This window comes from Kaistia granuli DSM 23481, from assembly GCF_000380505.1.
Taxonomy (GTDB): domain Bacteria; phylum Pseudomonadota; class Alphaproteobacteria; order Rhizobiales; family Kaistiaceae; genus Kaistia; species Kaistia granuli.
Map to the genome: position 1 here is coordinate 70,961 of NZ_AQYH01000008.1, position 18,481 is coordinate 89,441.

Annotated in this window: 14 protein-coding genes and 1 other RNA gene; 1 reads left to right on the plus strand and 14 read right to left on the minus strand. The window is 66.2% G+C overall.

Annotated features, from left to right (window positions below):
• The 13 genes from ftsW to G342_RS0112730 all read right to left on the minus strand — a co-directional run bounded on the left by ftsW (position 1) and on the right by G342_RS0112730 (position 13,544).
• The gene (gene ftsW, locus G342_RS0112675) at positions 1-1,161 is read right to left on the minus strand and encodes a putative lipid II flippase FtsW (protein ID WP_018183523.1); all 1,161 of its coding nucleotides are present in this window, start codon (positions 1,159-1,161) and stop codon (positions 1-3) included.
• Positions 1,161-2,561 carry a UDP-N-acetylmuramoyl-L-alanine--D-glutamate ligase gene (murD, locus tag G342_RS0112680; RefSeq protein WP_018183524.1) on the minus strand — a complete coding sequence of 467 codons (1,401 nt, stop codon included), beginning with the start codon at positions 2,559-2,561 and terminating at the stop codon, positions 1,161-1,163. Before murD ends, ftsW begins: the two co-directional genes overlap by 1 nt.
• Before the next feature lie 6 nt (positions 2,562-2,567).
• On the minus strand, positions 2,568-3,653 hold the full coding sequence (gene mraY, locus G342_RS0112685; protein WP_018183525.1) for a phospho-N-acetylmuramoyl-pentapeptide-transferase: 1,086 nt from the start codon (positions 3,651-3,653) through the stop codon (positions 2,568-2,570).
• Positions 3,653-5,104: a UDP-N-acetylmuramoylalanyl-D-glutamyl-2,6-diaminopimelate--D-alanyl-D-alanine ligase gene (locus tag G342_RS0112690; RefSeq protein ID WP_018183526.1), complete on the minus strand. Its 1,452-nt coding sequence runs from the start codon at positions 5,102-5,104 to the stop codon at positions 3,653-3,655. Before G342_RS0112690 ends, mraY begins: the two co-directional genes overlap by 1 nt.
• Positions 5,101-6,561 carry a UDP-N-acetylmuramoyl-L-alanyl-D-glutamate--2,6-diaminopimelate ligase gene (locus tag G342_RS0112695; protein ID WP_018183527.1) on the minus strand — a complete coding sequence of 487 codons (1,461 nt, stop codon included), beginning with the start codon at positions 6,559-6,561 and terminating at the stop codon, positions 5,101-5,103. Before G342_RS0112695 ends, G342_RS0112690 begins: the two co-directional genes overlap by 4 nt.
• A 65-nt stretch (positions 6,562-6,626) precedes the next feature.
• On the minus strand, positions 6,627-8,360 hold the full coding sequence (locus tag G342_RS0112700; protein ID WP_018183528.1) for a peptidoglycan D,D-transpeptidase FtsI family protein: 1,734 nt from the start codon (positions 8,358-8,360) through the stop codon (positions 6,627-6,629).
• A complete protein-coding gene (gene ftsL / locus G342_RS24070; RefSeq protein ID WP_018183529.1) occupies positions 8,357-8,755 on the minus strand; it encodes a cell division protein FtsL in 399 nt (132 codons plus the stop codon). Before ftsL ends, G342_RS0112700 begins: the two co-directional genes overlap by 4 nt.
• The gene (rsmH, locus tag G342_RS0112710) at positions 8,755-9,789 is read right to left on the minus strand and encodes a 16S rRNA (cytosine(1402)-N(4))-methyltransferase RsmH (protein WP_018183530.1); all 1,035 of its coding nucleotides are present in this window, start codon (positions 9,787-9,789) and stop codon (positions 8,755-8,757) included. The genes ftsL and rsmH overlap by 1 nt, the downstream gene beginning before the upstream one ends.
• A complete protein-coding gene (locus G342_RS0112715) occupies positions 9,786-10,256 on the minus strand; it encodes a division/cell wall cluster transcriptional repressor MraZ (RefSeq protein ID WP_018183531.1) in 471 nt (156 codons plus the stop codon). Before G342_RS0112715 ends, rsmH begins: the two co-directional genes overlap by 4 nt.
• A 490-nt stretch (positions 10,257-10,746) precedes the next feature.
• Positions 10,747-11,138, minus strand: an RNA gene (gene rnpB / locus G342_RS25350) — RNase P RNA component class A.
• 239 nt (positions 11,139-11,377) lie between these two features.
• Complete coding sequence (locus G342_RS0112720) at positions 11,378-11,887, minus strand: lytic transglycosylase domain-containing protein (RefSeq protein ID WP_018183532.1); 510 nt, start codon at positions 11,885-11,887, stop codon at positions 11,378-11,380.
• Positions 11,888-12,036: 149 nt separating this feature from the next.
• A complete protein-coding gene (locus G342_RS0112725) occupies positions 12,037-12,816 on the minus strand; it encodes an N-acetylmuramoyl-L-alanine amidase (protein WP_018183533.1) in 780 nt (259 codons plus the stop codon).
• Between the two features lie 11 nt (positions 12,817-12,827).
• Entirely contained in the window at positions 12,828-13,544 is a 717-nt protein-coding gene (locus G342_RS0112730; RefSeq protein ID WP_018183534.1) for a J domain-containing protein, read from the minus strand.
• A gap of 178 nt (positions 13,545-13,722) precedes the next feature.
• Between G342_RS0112730 and G342_RS0112735 the strand changes: the two genes are divergently transcribed.
• Positions 13,723-17,355: a hydantoinase B/oxoprolinase family protein gene (locus tag G342_RS0112735; RefSeq protein WP_026304390.1), complete on the plus strand. Its 3,633-nt coding sequence runs from the start codon at positions 13,723-13,725 to the stop codon at positions 17,353-17,355.
• Between the two features lie 370 nt (positions 17,356-17,725).
• Here G342_RS0112735 and G342_RS0112740 read toward each other — a convergent pair whose 3' ends face one another.
• The gene (locus tag G342_RS0112740) at positions 17,726-18,427 is read right to left on the minus strand and encodes a hemerythrin domain-containing protein (RefSeq protein WP_018183536.1); all 702 of its coding nucleotides are present in this window, start codon (positions 18,425-18,427) and stop codon (positions 17,726-17,728) included.
• Positions 18,428-18,481 lie beyond the last annotated feature (54 nt).

Genomic DNA, 18,481 nt, shown 5'->3' on the forward strand with positions numbered 1-18,481 from the left:
TCAGGCAGCCTTCGGCCGGGCCGTGCCGAACCGGCTGAAGCCGGCCGTCAGGCGCGCCGGTTCGAAGCGGCGACGGGTCAGGGCCAGCACGAGGCCCATCTGGAAAGCGAGCGCCAGCATCGACGAGCCACCATAGGAGATGAAGGGCAGCGTCATGCCCTTGGCCGGCATCAGGTTCAGATTCACCGCCATGTTGATGACCGACTGCACGCCGAACAACACCAGCAGCCCCGACGAGGCAAGACGCACGAAGGCGTCCTCGTTCTTCAGGCTGTGGCTCAGGCCGCGCACGACGACGAAGCCGAACATCAGCACCAGCACCATGCAGAGGATGATGCCGAACTCCTCGGCGGCCACCGCGAAGATGAAGTCGGTGTGGCTGTCGGGCAGGATCCGCTTGACGACGCCCTCGCCCGGACCGCGGCCGAGCCAGCCGCCATGCACGACGGAGTTCAGTGCCGTATCGACCTGGAAGGTGTCGCCCGCCTCCGGATCGAGGAAGCGGTTGATGCGGCCGGCGAAGTGCGGAAACACGGTGTAGGCAGCCAGGATGCCACCGGCGGCGAGCCCGGCGAGGCCGGCGATCCAGAACCAGGACAGGCCTGCCATGAAGAACACAGCCGACCAGGCGATGACGACGAGCATGGTCTGGCCGAGATCCGGCTGGGCGACGAGCAGGGCCGCGACGATTGCCAGCAGCAGCATGGCGAAGATGTTGCCGGGAATATCGTTGCGGCGCGAATTCTCGGTGAAGAGCCAGGCCGACAGCACCAGGAAGGCCGGCTTGACGAATTCCGACGGCTGCAGCGAGAAGCCGAGAATGTTGATCCAGCGCCGGGCGCCCTTCACTTCCTGGCCGACGAACAATGTCGCGAACATCAGCACGATCGAGATCGAGAACACGATCAGCGCGGTGCGGCGGACATTGCGGGGCGACAGGAACGACGTTCCGATCAGGATGGCGATCGTGGGGATCATGAACAGGATGTGACGCTTCACGAAGTGGAAGCTGTCGAGGCCGATGCGCTCGGCGACGGGCGGGCTGCCGGCGAGCGACAGCACGACGCCGCAGATCATCAGTCCGAGGAGCCCGAACAGGAGATATTTGTCGACGGTCCACCACCACTCGGCGAAGACACTGCGATCGGCCCTGCTGACCATCACTTCACCTCAACGACGGGTTCCGCGCCCACGAGCGCCTGGACGAGACCGCGGAAATGATCACCGCGGATTTCGAAATTTCGATACTGGTCATACGAAGCGCAGGCCGGCGACAGCAGCACGACCGGCTCGCGCGCGCCATCGGCGGCCGCGTCGCGCGCCGCCGCGGCAACGGCCGCGTCCATCGTGCCCGCCATCACGGTCTCGACCCTGCCGGCAAGCGTCACGGCGAATTCGTCCGCAGCCGCGCCGATCAGATACGCCTTGGCGATCTTCGGGAAATAGGAAACGAGGCTGGTGACGCCGCCGGTCTTGGCCTTGCCGCCGGCGATCCAGTAGATGCGGTCGAAGCTCGCCAGCGCCTTCTCGGCCGCGTCTGCGTTGGTCGCCTTCGAATCGTTCACGAACAGCACCTTGCCGATCCGCGCCACTTCCTCCATGCGGTGCGCGAGGCCAGGAAAGCTCTTCAGCCCCTCCAGCACGGCCTGTTCGGGCAGACCTATCGTCAGCGCCGCCGCGATCGCCGCCGCCGCGTTCTGCGCGTTGTGGTCGCCGCGCAGCGAGCCAATGCCGTTCAGATCCGCCATTTCGCGCGCGAAGGCGCCTTCGGCCTCGAAGATATGGCCGCGATCGGCGTAGAAGCCGTTGGCGACGGGACGACGGACGGAGATCCGCTCGACCGGTTTGCCAAGCTTGTCGAGATCGGAGGCGATCGCAGCGCACCAATCGTCGTCGATGCCGATCACGGCGGAGGCGGCGCCCGTCACCAGCCGCGCCTTGATGGCGGCGTAGCGCTCCATCGTGTCGTGGCGGTCGAGGTGATCCTCGGTCAGATTGAGCAGAACGCCGACGCTCGGGTCGATGGTCGGGGCCAGGTCGATCTGGAACGACGAGCATTCGACGATGTGGATGCGATCGTCGGCCGGCGGATCGAGCGACAGGATCGCGGTGCCGATATTGCCGCCGAGCTGGACGTCCCAGCCGGCTGCGCGGAACAGATGCGCGATCAGCGCCGTCGTCGTCGACTTGCCGTTGGTGCCGGTGATGGCGATGAACGGCGCATTCGGGGCGATCGCCCGGCGCTCGCGGCAGAACAGCTCGATATCGCCGATGATCTCGACGTCGGCCGCCTTGGCCAGCCCGACCGTCCAGTGCGGCTCGGGATGGGTCAGCGGCACGCCGGGCGACAAGACGAGCGCGACGACGCCGGAAAAGTCCAGATTGCGCAGGTCCTGCGTCGGGATGCCGGCGGCAACCGCCTTGGCGACCGAGTCGGGATTGTCGTCCCAGGCCAGCACCTTCGCGCCGCCGGCGACGAGCGCCTGCGCGGTGGCAAGGCCGCTGCCGCCGAGCCCGAAGACCGCGACCGACATGCCGGCGAAGGAGGTGATAGGCGTCATGGACTTCTACCGGATCTTCAGGCTGGAGAGGCCAATCAGGGCAAGCACGACCGCGATGATCCAGAAGCGGATCACGACCTGCGGTTCGGTCCAGCCGAGATGTTCGAAATGGTGGTGGATCGGCGCCATCTTGAAGACGCGCTTGCCGGTCAGCTTGAACGACACGACCTGAATGATCACCGAGACGGCCTCGAGCACGAACAGGCCGCCGACGATGGCGAGTACGATCTCGTGCTTGGTGGCGACGGCGATGGCGCCGAGCATGCCGCCGAGCGCCAGCGAGCCGGTGTCGCCCATGAAGATCGCCGCCGGCGGCGCGTTGAACCAGAGGAAGCCGAGGCCGGCGCCGAGCATGGCGCCGCAGAGCACGGCAAGCTCGCCGGTGCCCGGCACGAAATGGATCTGCAGGTATTCGGCGAAGATCGCGTTGCCCGAGAGATAGGCCATGACGCCGAACGAGGCGGTGGCGACCATCACCGGCACGATGGCGAGACCATCGAGGCCGTCGGTCAGGTTCACCGCATTGCCGGCGCCGACGATGACAAAGGCGCCGAAGGGAATGAAGAACCAGCCGAGGTCGAGGACGACGGCCTTGATGAAGGGAAAGGTCAGCGTGTTGGAGAGCGGGCCGGTCGACAGATGCGAGATGGCGATGCAGGCCGCCGCCGCGATGGCGAATTCGACCGCCAGGCGCGAGCGGCCGGAAAAGCCCTTGTGGCTCTGTTTGGTGACCTTGAGATAGTCATCATAGAAGCCGATCAGCCCGAAGCCGACCGTGACGCCCAGCACCGTCCAGACATAGAAGCTGGAGAGATTGGCCCAGAGCAGGGTCGAGACGATCAATCCCGACAGGATCATCAGGCCGCCCATGGTGGGCGTGCCCTTCTTGGTGACCAGATGGCTCTGCGGACCATCCTCGCGGATCGGCTGGCCCTTGCCCTGCTTGACCTTCAGCGCCCGGATGATGGCCGGACCGAACAGGAAGACGAAGATCAACGCGGTCATCGTCGCGCCGCCCACCCTGAAGGTGATGTAGCGGAAGACGTTGAGCCCAGAGAATTGCGCGGAGAGATCCCCCAGCAGGTACAGCATCAGACGGGTCCTTCAGTGGCGGGATCGCCTTGGAGGGGCGTCGGCGCATAGCGTGTTTTCAGGGCTTCGACGAGAGGCGCCATGCGGCTGCCGTTCGAGCCCTTGACCATCACGACGTCGCCGGCGGCAACGGAATCGAGAAGAATCGGCTCGAGTTCGTTTGCGGTTTCCGAATAATAGCCCCGCATGTCCGGCGGCAAGACCTCCCAGAGAGCCTGCATCGACGCACCCGCCAGATAGGCCCTGTCGACCCGGGCGGCGATCAGCGCCTCTACCAGCTCGGCATGCAAGCGCAGCGTGTCTTCGCCGAGTTCCAGCATGTCGCCGAGCACGGCGATGCGCTGGCCGGAACCCTCCGTCCGCGCCTGTGCCAGCACGGCGAGCGCCGCGCGCATCGAGACCGGGCTGGCGTTGTAGCTTTCGTCGATCAGCGTGGCGACGCCATCTCCAATGGCGAGCTCGTGCCGGGCGCCCCGACCCTTCGGCGGCGTCACGCCGGAGAGCGCGATCGAAGCGCGGACGACATCGCCACCGAGCTGGGCGACCGCCAGCAGCACGGCGAGCGCGTTCTGGACGAGATGCCGTCCCGGCGCGCCGATCGTGAACGAGATTTCCTGGTCGAGGATGCGCGCGCCGACATTCGAGAAGTCAGGCTGCATGTCGAGCGCTTCAAGCCGCGCGTCGGCATCGCGACCGGTACCGAAGGACAGCACCTGATTGATGCCGGCATCCATGGCCAGAAGCGCCAGCCGCTCGAACTGAGGGCTGTCGCCGTTCAGGATGACACTGCCGCCCCGCTCGACGCCGGAGAAGATCTCGGCCTTCGCCCTTGTGATGCCGTCGACGCCATCGGGGAAGAATTCGAGATGGACCGGCTCGATCGTCGTGATGATGGCGACATGCGGCCGGACCTGCGCCACCAGCGGCGTGATCTCGCCGGCATGGTTCATGCCGATCTCGAAGACGGCGTATCGCGCTTCCAGCGGCATCCGCGCCAGCGTCAGCGGCACACCCCAGTGATTGTTGAAGGAGGCCGGCGAGAAATGCGTCGGCGCCTCGGCCGCCAGCACATGCCCGAGCATCTCCTTGGTCGACGTCTTGCCGACGCTGCCGGTGACGGCGACGATGCGGGCCGTCGATCGGGCGCGGGATGCATGGGCGAGATTCTGCAGCGCTTCCAGCACGTCCGAGACGACGATGAGCGGGATCGTCATCCGGCCGAGGCCTGCGAGCTTGTCTTCCGACACCACGGCGACCGTCGCGCCATGCGCCGCGGCGCTGCCGACGAAGCGATGGCCGTCGAAGCGATCGCCGCGAATGGCGAAGAAGGCATCGCCCGGCTGGACGGTGCGACTATCGATCGAGATGCCGGAGACCGAGGGGCCGATGCCGGTCGGCCGTCCGTTCATGCCGTTGACGAGATCGTCGAACGTCCAGAGGATGTCGCTCATGTCTGTGCCTCCGCCGCGAGGGCCGCCGCGACGACCTCATGGTCGGAGAAGGGCAGCACGACGCCGTTGACGATCTGACCCGTCTCATGCCCCTTGCCGGCGACGCAGAGCACATCGCCCTCGCCCAGCATGGAGATCGCCTCTGTGATCGCCGTCTTGCGATCAGCAATCTCGATCGCATGGGCAGCGCCCGCCAGGATTTCGGCCCGGATGCGGGCCGGATCTTCCGAGCGCGGATTATCGTCGGTGACGATGACGACGTCGGCGTTGCGGGTCGCCGCCTCGCCCATCAGCGGTCGCTTGCCGGCATCGCGATCGCCACCGGCGCCGAAGACGACGAAGAGCCGCTTGCGGGTCATCGGCCGGAGCGCGCCGAGCGCATGATCGAGCGCATCCGGCTTGTGGGCGTAATCGATGAAGACGAGCGCGCCCTTGTCGGTGACGCCGACGCGCTCCAGCCGGCCAGGCGCGCCGACAAGGCCACCGAGCGCATGGATGGCGACGGCGGGCTCGATGCCGGCGCCGATCGCCAGACCGGCCGCGACGAGCGCGTTCGAAATCTGGAACCCGCCGGCGAGCGGCAGGCGAACTTCCATGTGGGCGCCGAACACTTCGAGCGACAGCGTCTGGCTGTAGAGATCGGGCACCGCCTTCAGCAGGCGGATCGCCCGCCCGGCCTTGCCGATATCGATGATGCGCTGGCCGCGACGGCGCGCCACCGCGATGACCGCGTCGGCGTAGGGTCCGTCCGCATCCAGCACGGCGCTCTGCCCTTCGGGCAGCAGGCCGCCGAACAGCTTCAGCTTGGCTTCGAGGTAGTGCTCGACCGTCGGATGATAGTCCATGTGGTCGCGGCCGAGATTGGTGAAGGCGGCCGCCACCAGCCGCACGCCATCGAGCCGATGCTGGTCGAGCCCGTGGCTCGACGCTTCGAGCGCGGCGTGCGTGACGCCCTGCCGCGCGAGCTTGTCGAGGATCTGGTGCAGCTGGATCGGATCGGGCGTCGTCAAGCTGCCATAGTCGGATCCCGTCGGCGAGACGACGCCGATGGTGCCGATCGAGGCGGCCGGCTTGCCGGCTTGCTCGAAGATCTGGCGGACGAAGGCGGCGACGGAGGTCTTGCCGCTGGTGCCGGTCACGGCGACCAGCTGTTCGGGCTGCAGCGGATAGAAGCGCGACGCGATCCGCGCCAGCGCCAGGCGGGGATCGGCGGCGCGCAGCACCGGCACGCCAAGATCCGGCGGCAGCACGGTGTCGGTACCGGCGAGGATCGCTCTGGCGCCGCGCTTGACGGCCTCCGGCGCGAAGCGCCCGCCATCGGCCGAGACGCCCTTCAGCGCGGCAAACAGGAACCCCGGCCCGACCGCGCGGCTGTCCGCCGTCAGTCCGGAAATGTCGATCGCGCCCTCTTCGGACGTGATCGGAAAGTCGTTCGAAGCTAGATCACCAAGCCGCATTCTGGGATCGAATCCTCCCGATCTTAACGTTGAGGGTCAGACCCTGAGGATCCGCTCTTCGATCCTTAATACGACACAAGCAAGGCATCCGGTTGGCCTTCGCTCTCGGTCCGGGGCTGAACGCCCAGAATTGCGGCGGCGCGACGGACAACACTCTGGCTGACTTTGGCGGCATTCCAGGCCGCGAGTGCCGGTAGACCCGGCTTCTCGGGCTTCGGATCGTCGACGGAAATCAGCATCACATATTGCGGATCATCCATCGGGAAGGTCGACAGGAACGAGTTCAGGTATTTGCCCTCGACATAGCGCCCGTTGACGATCTTCTCCGCCGTGCCGGTCTTGCCGCCGACCACATAGCCGGCCACGTCACCGTTGCGGCCGGAGCCCTTGACGGCGTTGAAGCGGAACAGCCAGCGCATCTGGTCGCTCGTCTGCTTCGAGATCATCTGCGTCGAATTGGCCATAGCCTCCTCCTGCGTGCGCGGGAAAAAGGTGGGCGACAGCAGATGGCCGCCATTGACGATCGCGACGTCGGCCATCGCCGCCTGCATCGGCGTGATGGCGATGCCGTGACCAAAGGAGACCGTCAGCTGCGTCGCCTGGCTCCAGCGCTTCGGAACCTGCGGTGTCGCCACTTCCGGCAAGTCGGTCTTCAGCTTGGTCGAGAGGCCGAACTTCTTCAGATAGGCCTGCTGCTCGTCCTGACCGACGGCCAGCGCCATCTTGGCGGTGCCGATATTGGACGAATATTGGAACACCTCGGGAACGCTCAGGAAGCGCGCCTTTCCGCGATAGTCGCGGATCTGCTGGCGTCCGACCCGGATCGGGGCGCGCGCATCGATGCTATCGGTCATCTTCACGCGGCCAGAATCGAGCGCCATCGCAAAGGTGAAGCTCTTGAACACCGAGCCAAGCTCAAAGGTGCCAGCCGTCAGGCGGTTGAGCCGATCCGGCTTGTTGGCGTCGACCGGGTTGTTCGGATCGAAATCCGGCAGCGAGGCGAGCGCCATCACTTCTCCGGTCTTGGCGTTGACGATCACACCCATCGCCGCGAGGGCCTGATAGCGTTGCATCGCGCCGACCAACTCGTCGCGCAGGATGTGCTGCACCCGGAGATCGATCGACAGCTTGACCGGCTGCAGGTCGGCGCCCTTGGTGGCGAAGCCCGCGCCGTGCAGATCGCCCAGGCCGCGCTCGTCGATCGCCTTCTCGATGCCGGCAATGCCTTCGTTGTCGATGTTGACAAGGCCGACGATGTGCGCCGCCGCTGGGCCGCCCGGATAGAAGCGGCGGTTCTCGGTCAGGAAGCCGACGCCCGGAATGCCGAGATTGTGGAGTTCTGACTGCTGCTTCGGCGTGATTTCGCGCTTGACCCAGACGAAGCCGGCATTGGTCGAGAGCTTCTTGCGCAGCTGAGCGGCATCGATGTCCGGCAGCACGCTGGTGATCAGCTCGGCCGCCTCGTCCGGATCGACGATCTTGTTCGGCTCGGCGAACAGCGACGAGGTCTTGATGTCGGTCGCCAGGATCTCGCCGTTGCGGTCGACGATGTTCGGCCGGGCGGTGGCGATCGACGAGGCAGCGCTGCCACGCGCGCCGGCGCCCGCCTGTTCGCTCATGCCGAGCATGACGAGCCGGCCGCCGATGACGCCGTAGACCAGCATGAACACCATCATCGTCAGCCCGATGCGGCTGCGCGTCTGGTCATGCCGCGCCTTGCTGGCACCCTTCAGCGCCACATGGCGCGAGCCATTGGCGGGGCTGAACATGTCGGGGCGGTCGGTCAACGTCATCGTCATGGATTCGCTCCCGGTTGGCGGGTGGCGGGGGTACGGGACTTCGTGGGCGCGTGGGGCTTGGCGACGCCGCTGGTGATCACGCCATCGATCCCGGCGGTGGGACTTTCGACCGGCTTTTCCGGCACCTCGTCGACCGTCGCCAGCTGGCGCACGTCGAGCGAAACCAGATGCAGGTAGCTGCCGTAGCGCTCGACCAGACCCTGCAGGCGGGCGGGCTGGTCCAGAACGCTCCACTCGGCCCTGAGCACCGTCAGCGCCTCCTTCTCGCGGGCGATGTCGGAGCGCAGCTGCATGACGTGGTCGGCGGCACGGCCGGCGCGATCCTTCATGGCATAGGTCAGCACGGCGCCGGCGACCATCAAAGCAACCCAGATGACGTTGAGTGCCCGGAGCATTACGACCTCGCCGCTTTGAATTCTGGAAGCGCTGGAACGCCAGCCGCCTGGGCATCGAACGGGCGCGACGGCGCCTCGGTGCGAATGCCGGCGCGGAGCTTGGCCGAACGGGCGCGCGGATTGCGGGCGGTCTCGCTGTCGCCCGCCACCACTGGCCCCTTGGCGGCCAGCGTGAAGGTCGGCGCGGCGAGGGTCCGTTCCGGCAAATGGCGCGAGCCGCCTGCCCTCACCTCGCTCCGCTCGGCGAGGAAGCGCTTGACGATACGATCCTCGAGCGAATGGAACGAAACGATCACCAGCCGTCCGCCCGGCTTCAGCACGCGCTCGGCGGCAGCCAGCGCCCGGCCGAGCTCGTCGAGTTCCTGGTTGACGTAGATCCGCAGCGCCTGGAACGTCCGCGTGGCGGGATGGATCGGGTCGGTCGGCTTCTTGCCGACGACACGCTCGACCAGTCCGGCCAGCTCGCTCGTGCGCAGATAGGGCTTGGCGACGCGATCCTGCGAGATGGCGCGAGCAACCGCGCCGGCGCGACGCTCCTCGCCGAGAACCGAAATGATGCGGGCGAGATCGCGGGCTTCCATCGTATTGACGACGTCGGCGGCGCTCGGCCCTTCCTGGCTCATGCGCATGTCGAGCGGGCCGTCGAAACGGAAGGAGAAGCCGCGCTCGGCCTCGTCGAGCTGCATCGACGAGACACCGATGTCGAGCACGACGCCGTCGACCTTGTCGTGGCCGAGCGAGGCGGCGATTTCATCGAGATCGCCAAAGCGGCCATGCGCCAGCTGGAGGCGGCCGCCATATTCGGCGACGATCGCCTGGCCGTCGGCGATGGCGTTGGGATCGCGGTCGATGCCGATGACCGAGGCGCCGGCATCGAGGATCGCCCGGCTGTAGCCGCCGAGACCGAAGGTGCCGTCAATAACGACGCTGCCCGGCGCCGGCGCGAGATGCGCCAGCACTTCGTCGAGCAGGACGGGAACATGACGGGCGGATCCGCCAGCGCTGCCGTCTTTCGGACCGTCGCCGGCGATCATTCCGTACCTCCCGTGGCGCGCGGGCCGGAGCCCAGACGACGCCGCAATTCGCGGACCCGGTTCTTCGCCTCGTCGCGATAGGCGACGAAACGCTCCGGCTCCCAGATCTGAAACTTGTAGCCCTGCCCGACGAAGGTCACGGTATCGCCGATGCCGGCATGCGCCTTGATCGCCTCGGAGAGTGCGACGCGCCCCTCCGGATCGACCTTCAGCACCTCGCTCTCGCCGATCAGCGTCGTCGAGAGAAACTCGTGATCTTCGGAAAAGGGCTCGAACCGCGTCAGGCTGGCGCGGATCTGCGTCACGAGGCGATTGCCCCCGGCATCGACCGCGTTCTGGTCCAGCGTCGGGCAGCAATAGAGGCCTTCGAAACCATCGCGCACGAGAACGGATCGGAACGCGGCAGGGATCGACACCCGCCCTTTCGAGTCCAGTCGGTTGGTGAAGGTTGAAACGAATTCGTCCATCACCCCTCGCGCCGGCGCCCCTTTCAAAAATGGCCATTGAGGATCCGCCCGCATGACGAGGCTGGAAAACACTCAATGGACGCAGACTGGAAACAACACCCCGGCGTGCCGCACCACTCCACGGATCAACCTGAAAGCGTTGACCGCAGCGCCCTCGAACCGGGATGATTTGGGATACCATGGGTAAGTATGGGCGTCAATGGAATCGGCCCCCACGACAGGCGGAAGCGCACCGCTTGATCACACCTGGTTAGCCTTAATTTTCCGTAGCTTTTCGGGCTTCGACGCAAGGAAAACGGTCGCCGCAGGCGATCCATGCGTCGGGACGGGAAAATGGCGAGGGCAGACAAGAGGGAGGCAGAAGGACGCGGCCCGGCTGGCGCGAGCCCCACGGTGGGAGCCCTGCCCATGGCCTGGAACGCCGGACGGACGCGGCGACCGCGGCCGGATCCGGACGCGACTGAAACCACGATGTGGCTCAGGAAGAAAGTTTGCCAGTCGGCCTATAAGCCGGGTTCTGTAGGGCGGCGGCGAACCGCCGCGTGACGACCATTCATCTGGGACGCCCGTTACCGGACGCCTCTCGCGACCAACCCGGGCGACGAACCTGGAAACAGGCTGGGCTTGCGCCCGTGTCGCCCCTATTCGGTCTTGCTCCCGGTGGGGTTTACCGTGCCGTTCCCATTGCTGGGACCGCGGTGGGCTCTTACCCCACCCTTTCACCCTTACCCGTGGCGCGAACGCCCGGGCGGTTTGCTTTCTGTGGCACTTTCCCTAGGGTCGCCCCCGCCGGGCGTTACCCGGCACCGTGTTTCCATGGAGCCCGGACTTTCCTCCCCTGCAACCTTTCGGTTTCGCAGCAGCGGTCGTCCGGCCGACTGGCAATGCGGGGCTTACGGGCGCGACGGGTGCGGGTCAAGTACGCGAGACACGATCTCTCGACTCCGCACCCCGTCTTGAAGTCGGTCTGGACGGCGGCGTGCCCGCTATCGGCCGAGGCGATATTCCGGGTTCAACCCGTTCCATCAAGCCTGGCCGGCTCTGCGTCCCTCACGATTCCGCCGGGCGGAGCCATCGCAGCGGGAGGGCTTCAGCACGCGCCGGTCCCAACCGGCCTTCGATTAGTTCGAGGCGATGATCTGCTGAACCTTGCCGCAATAGCGCAGCGGACCCTTACTCATGCGCTTGGCGCCATGGCCGCCATTGTACTTCAGGATCGTGCCGCAGAGATCGCCGCCGGCCAGCTTGCGGGCCTGACCGAGATACATCATGCCGTATTTGATGTTGGTGGCGGGATCGTAGAGGGCCTTGGCGGTACCCTTGTAGCCCATGCCGCGCGCCGTCTGCAGCCGGACCTGCATCAGGCCGATCTCGCCGACGCTGCCGGTAAGGTGGGGCTTGTAGTTGCTCTCGACCTGGACAACGGCATGAGCGAGCGAAAGAGGCACATTGTTGGCCTCGGCGTGGCTCTTGATCAGGGCATCGTAGCGGCTGCGCTCAGCGGCGGCGACGCGGGTCTCGTTCGACTTCAGCATGCGCTTGGAGCCCGACGGGGCGGCGGAGGCGGGCGAAAGGGCGAGGCTGCTGGTGGCAACCAGCGCGGCCAAAGCGAGTACGCAGAACTTCTTCATACCTGGGGATTAGCTCTCATCATTGAAGATGGAGCATCATTTCGCTGCCCAAGAGTCCCGAAATGGGGCGCTTGAACTAAAATCAGATTACAGACATTAATAATCCGTGATCGGCTATCGACAGATAAATTTGCTTCGCCGCCTCAGCATTAGCGGGTTGCCCCAGCGGCACCCGGCGACCGTTCGGCAAGTGCCCGTCCCAGCCGGTGCAGCGTCGCAATCGTCGACGAATCGGCAATTCCGTCGACCCGAGCCGGCCGAAAATGACGCTGGAAGGCTGTCACGACCTGTTCGGTGGCCAGATCGTATGTGCCAGTAATCTGAAGGGGATAGCCGTAGAGGGCCAGCATGGCCTGCAGCGCCTCGATTGGTGCGCCACTTTCACCCGGACTAAAAAAACGCCCTCCCCGAATCGGTTCGGGCTCGACGAAATGACCTACCCCAGCGGCGGCCAGATGCTTCCAGGGGAACTTCTCGCCAGGGTCGCGTTTGCGATCGGGTGCAATGTCCGAGTGAGCAAGGATTCGTTCCGGACGGATGCCGCGACGAGCGCAAATGTCGCACGCCAACGCGATGACCGCGGCGATCTGGACATCGGGAAAATCGGGGTAGCCATGATCGTGGCCACGATTGGCGATCTCGATTCCGATCGAGCGCGAGTTGATGTCGCCCTCGCCATGCCAGGACGAGACGCCGGCATGCCAGGCCCGGTCGCGCTCGGCGACGAGCTGGGTGATCACACCGTCCTCGGCCACGACATAGTGGCAGGAGACGTTGGAGGCTGGATCGCACAGCAGGTCGATCGCCGCCTCGGCGCTCTTCATGTCGGTATAGTGAAGCACCAGGATGTCGATCGACGTGCCGTCGGCGCGCGGTCCGAAATTCGGCGAGGGCCGCCAGACGGCGCCGGGGAGAGCCACGTCAAGCAATCGTCTCTCCATCATGCGAAGGCCCGCTCGCGGCGGATCCGATCATAGGCGCCATTCAGTGCGGCGAGCTTGGCGGTGGCGATGGCGAGGAACTCGCTCGGCACGCCGCGGGCGATCAGCTTGTCGGGATGCGTCTCGGCGACGATGCGGCGGTAATGACGCTTCACCTCGTCGTTCGAGGCGCGGCGGTCGATGCCGAGGATGAGATAGGGATCACCCTCTTCCGGCACGACGTGGCGGCTACGGATGCGGGCAAACGCCGTCTCGTTGATGCCGAAGATCGCCGCCACGTGATCGAGGAAGGCGAGCTCGTCCTCATGCACCATGCCGTCGGCCTTGGCGATGTGGAACAAGCCGTCGACGATATCCTCGAACACCGAGGAGCCCGGCTCGAACAGGCTGGCGAGCTTGCGCGCATAGGCGTCGAAGCCGGCCACGTCCTGCTTGGCGAGATTGAACAGCCGCGCCACGTTCTGGTGCTCGGTCGGCGGGATCTCGAACAATTCCTCGAACGCCGTCACCTCGTCGCGCGTGACGACGCCGTCCGCCTTGGCCATTTTGGCGGATAGCGCGATCATCGAAACGGAAAACGCCACTTGCCGCCGATCGGTCGGCGAGCCGAGAAACGCCGTGCGCACGGTTTCGATGAGGCCATCCAGAGCCTGCCCGATGGTGCAGGATCCGGGCAGCTGACGGATGAGGTCGCCGAGTCGTTGCCAGATTGTCATCTACGAAGAATAGGCGACCCGATGCATCCGCGCGAGAGTCCAGGGTGTCGCGCAGGGAAGCGATCCACGGCAGAAGCGGATCGGGCGGCGCCCGATCGCAACCCATCGCGATGGTAACGGATTGACGCCGCGCGCGCGCACTTTACTCATGCCCCCGAGCATCCTGGGCGGAAAGGGCATGACGATGGCGCAGTGGGACTTCTGGATCGATCGCGGCGGCACCTTCACCGACATCGTCGCCCGCGACCCCGGGGGCCGCATCCGCGCCCACAAGCTGCTGTCCGAGAACCCCGCCGCCTATCGCGACGCCGCCGTCCAGGGCATTCGCGAGCTGATGGGCATCGAGCCGGGGGAGCCGATCCCGGCCGGGGCGATCGACACGGTGAAGATGGGCACGACGGTCGCCACCAACGCGCTGCTCGAGCGCAAGGGCGACCGCACGCTGCTCCTGATCACGCGCGGTTTTCGCGATGCGCTGGCGATCGGCTACCAGGCGCGGCCCGACATCTTCGCCAAGAAGATCGTCAAGCCGGAGCTGCTCTACGAACGCGTCGTCGAAATCGACGAGCGCGTCCGCGTCGACGGCACCATCGAGGCCGAGCCGGATGCGGCCGCGATCGAGACGGCGCTGCGCGAGGCCTTTGAGGCCGGCATCCGCTCCGTCGCCATCGTCTTCATGCATGCCTGGAAATATCCGGCGCACGAGGCACGGGTCGCCGCGATCGCGGAGGCCGTCGGCTTCGCGCAGGTCTCGGTCAGCCACAGGGTGTCGCCGCTGATGAAGCTGGTCGGGCGCGGCGACACCACCGTCGTCGACGCCTACCTCTCGCCGATCCTGCGCCGCTATGTCGAACAGGTGTCGGGCGAGCTCGGCGTCGCCGGCGGCCCTGCGCCCCGCCTGATGTTCATGATGTCGTCCGGCGGGCTGACGGCGGCGGAATTGTTCCAGGGCAAGGACGCCATCCTGTCCGGCCCCGCCGGCGGCGTCGTCGCCGCCGTCGAGACGGCGCGCCAGGCCGGCTTCGGCCAGGTCATCGGCTTCGACATGGGCGGCACCTCGACTGACGTCTCGCACTATGACGGCGCCTTCGAGCGTTCGTTCGAGACCGAGGTAGCCGGCGTGCGGATGCGGGCGCCGATGATGCGCATCCATACCGTCGCCGCCGGCGGCGGCTCGATCCTGCACTATGAGGCCGCCCGCTTCCGCGTCGGCCCGGATTCGGCCGGCGCCGATCCCGGCCCTGCCAGCTACCGCCGCGGCGGCCCGCTCGCTGTCACCGATGCCAACATCATGACCGGCAAATTGCGGCCGGAACATTTTCCGAGGATCTTCGGCCCCGGTCGCGACCAGCCGCTCGACGCCGAGGTGGTGCGGCAACGCTTCGAGGCGCTGGCGAAAGAGATCGGCGATGGCCGCAGCGCCGAGGAGATCGCCGACGGCTTCCTGCACATCGCCGTCGAGAACATGGCAAACGCCATCAAGAAGATCTCGGTCCAACGCGGCTACGACGTCACCGCCTATGCGCTGAACTGCTTCGGCGGCGCCGGCGGCCAACATGCCTGCAGGGTGGCGGACGCGCTCGGCATGAAGACGGTGCTGGTGCACCCCTTCTCCGGAATTCTCTCCGCCTATGGCATGGGGCTCGCCGACATCCGCGCCAGCCGCAGCAAGGCCGTGGTGAAGCCGCTGGCGCCGGCAACGCTGCCGGAGCTGCAGGCGCTCGCCGACGAGCTGTCGGCCGAGGTCGGCGCCGAGCTGGCTCGTCAGGGCGTCGAGCAGGCGACGCTCTTCGTCCGCGCCCATCTCCGCTATGACGGCACCGACACGCCGATCCCGGTCGAGGCGCTCCAGCCGTCTGACGAAACCTGGCTGCCACTGGAAGCCATCCGGGCCGCCTTCGAGACGGCGCACCGCAAGCAGTTCGGCTTCGTCTTCGAGGGCAAGGCGATCGTCGTCGAGAGCCTGGAGGTCGAGGCCGTCGGCGGCGGCGCGGTCATCGACGAGCCCGCCCTCGACGCACCGGAGACGCGGCCCGAACCGGACGACATTGTCTCGATCTTTTCCGGCGGCGCGGCGTACCAGGCGGGCATCCATCTCCGCCGAACCCTCGAGCGTGGCGCCGTCGTCGCCGGGCCGGCGCTCGTCATCGAGCCGCACCAGACCCTCGTCGTCGAGCCCGGCTGGCAGGCCGCAATCTCGCCGCGCGACCATATCGTGCTGACACGGATCGCGCCGATCGAACGCCGCCATGCCCTCGGCACCGAAGCCGATCCCGTCATGCTGGAGGTGTTCAACAACCTCTTCATGTCGATCGCCGAGCAGATGGGCCTGACGCTGCAGAACACGGCGCATTCGGTCAACATCAAGGAGCGGCTCGATTTCTCCTGCGCCGTCTTCGACCAGACCGGAGCGCTGATCGCAAATGCGCCGCATATTCCCGTCCATCTCGGCTCGATGGACCGCTCGGTCGAGACGATCATCGAACTGAACCAGGGCAGGATGCGTCCCGGCGACGTCTTCGCCTTGAACGCCCCCTACAATGGCGGCACGCACCTGCCCGACATCACCATCGTCTCGCCCGTCTTCGACGATGCCGGCGCAAACATCCTGTTCTTCGTGGCGAGCCGCGGCCACCACGCCGATGTCGGCGGCACCGCGCCCGGCTCGATGACGCCGCGGGCCACCACGGTCGACGAGGAAGGCGTGCTGATCGACAATTTCACCCTCGTCGATCGCGGCCGTTTTCGCGAGGCGGAGCTGGTGGAGCTCCTCACGAACCACCCCTACCCCGTCCGCAACGTCGCCCAGAACGTCGCCGACCTGAAGGCGCAGATCGCCGCCAACGAAAAGGGCGTGCAGGAACTGCGCCGCATGGTCGAGCATTTCGGCCTCGACATGGTGACCGCCTATATGGGCCATGTGCAGGACAATGCGGCGGAGAGCGTGCGTCGAGTCCTCGGCCGGCTCCGGGACAGTGAATTCGCGGTCGAGACCGACCAAGGCGCCGTCATCCGGGTGAAGATCACCGTCGACCGCGAGAAGCGCGAGGCGACGGTCGATTTCACCGGCACCTCGCCCCAGCAGAAGACCAACTTCAACGCGCCGGAACCGGTGACGCGAGCCGCCGTGCTCTACGCCTTCCGCGTCATGGTCGAGGGCGACATTCCGATGAATGCCGGCTGCCTCCGGCCGATCCACATCATCATCCCGGAGGGCTCGATGCTGGCGCCGCGCTATCCGGCCGCCGTCGTCGCCGGCAATGTCGAGACCAGCCAGCAGGTCACCAACGCGCTTTTCGGCGCGCTAGGCGCGCTGGCCGCCTCGCAGGGGACGATGAACAACCTCACCTTCGGCAACCAGACCTACCAATACTACGAGACGCTCTGCTCTGGCGCGCCCGCCGGCGTGCTGAACGACGGCACGGGCTTCGACGGTGTCGACGGCGTCCATGTCCACATGACCAATTCGCGCCTGACCGATCCGGAGGTGCTGGAGTTCCGCTTCCCCGTCCTGCTCGAGGATTTCCACATCCGCAAGGGATCGGGCGGGCGCGGGAAATGGTCGGCCGGCAGCGGCACCCAGCGCACCATCCGTTTCCTGGAAGAGATGGAATGCGCGATCCTCGCCTCGCACCGGACGGTCGCGCCGCATGGTCTCGAAGGCGGCGATCCCGGTGCGCTCGGAAGGACCGAGGTGCGCCGAAACGATGGGCGCGTCGAGAAACTGGCCGGCTGCGACCAGACGGTGATTCAGGCTGGCGAGGCGGTGATCGTCACCACCCCGACCGGCGGGGGATATGGCGCAGCCTAATGGTGGCTTCCAGATCGCCGCCATCACCCAAAGGTGGTTCGCAGAGCGAAGCCTCGAAGGAGTGTTCAGCGGGCACTCCAGGGCCGACGTAGCTCCTCTCCTTGAACCTCCCCCTTGAGGGAGGTCGAAAACGCACTTTGCGTTTTCGGAAAGGGGTGTTCCTCTCGCCGCGAGCAACAAGACCGACGAAGAACCCCTCCCCAAGATCGCCCGAAGGCGGTCTTGACCCTCCCTCACGGGGAGGGTTCAGGCATCGGGTGCCTCTGTTGGATTTCGGGCCAGGCACGGAGCCTTGGGTCGGATGAAACTCCGTTCTTTCCGTCTCCCTCAGGGAAAGACCAACGCCATCCTGCCCGCGCCCTCTATCCCATTACGCCGCCTTTGCGAGCGCCAGTTCAAGCTTCTGCCAATCGGCCGGATCCAGCACCGGCTTGACGCCCATGTCGACGATCGCCGCGAACACCGGGACGGGCATCGCCGCCTTCATGCCGCCCAGCATCATGAGGCGCTCGGCCGGATTCATCGCCGGTATCATGATGCGGATGAACTCCATCATCGTGTCGGGGGGAACGGAGCCGACGATATTGCCTTCGATCGTCGCCAGTTCGTCGTCTCGGAACAGGCGATGCAGGAGCGACAGGGTTTCCGTCTCCTCCTCGATCATGTGCTCGAAATCATGCGCCTGAAATTTCGTGTAGCGCAGATAGAGCGCCCGCAGCATCGGCGAGCGCCGCTCCGGCGGCGCCGCCTCGATCTGCGCCAGCATCGCCTCCAGTTCCTGGAAATCGCGCTCGTGGTCGTCGTGATCGTCGGCGAGCCGCTTGGTGGCGCCGGCACTGCGCTGCTCCACGACCGTATGGATATGCGTATCCTCGTGCTTGAGGTGCTGGCGCCCCATCGACACCATCAGCCTCAGATCCTTGATCAGCCCGGCGACATCGGCCTCGCTCAGCGGATCGACCGCCCCGAGGCGGATCATCAATTGGCCCTGGGCGCGGCGCAGCCCCTTGTGGATGGTGGCGTAGAGATTGTAGCGCGTCTCATCGACGTAAACGGCGGTCGAACCGGTCATCCTAGTCTCCTCGAAATCCCAAGAGGGAGGCCAGATACTATCTGACGCTACGGA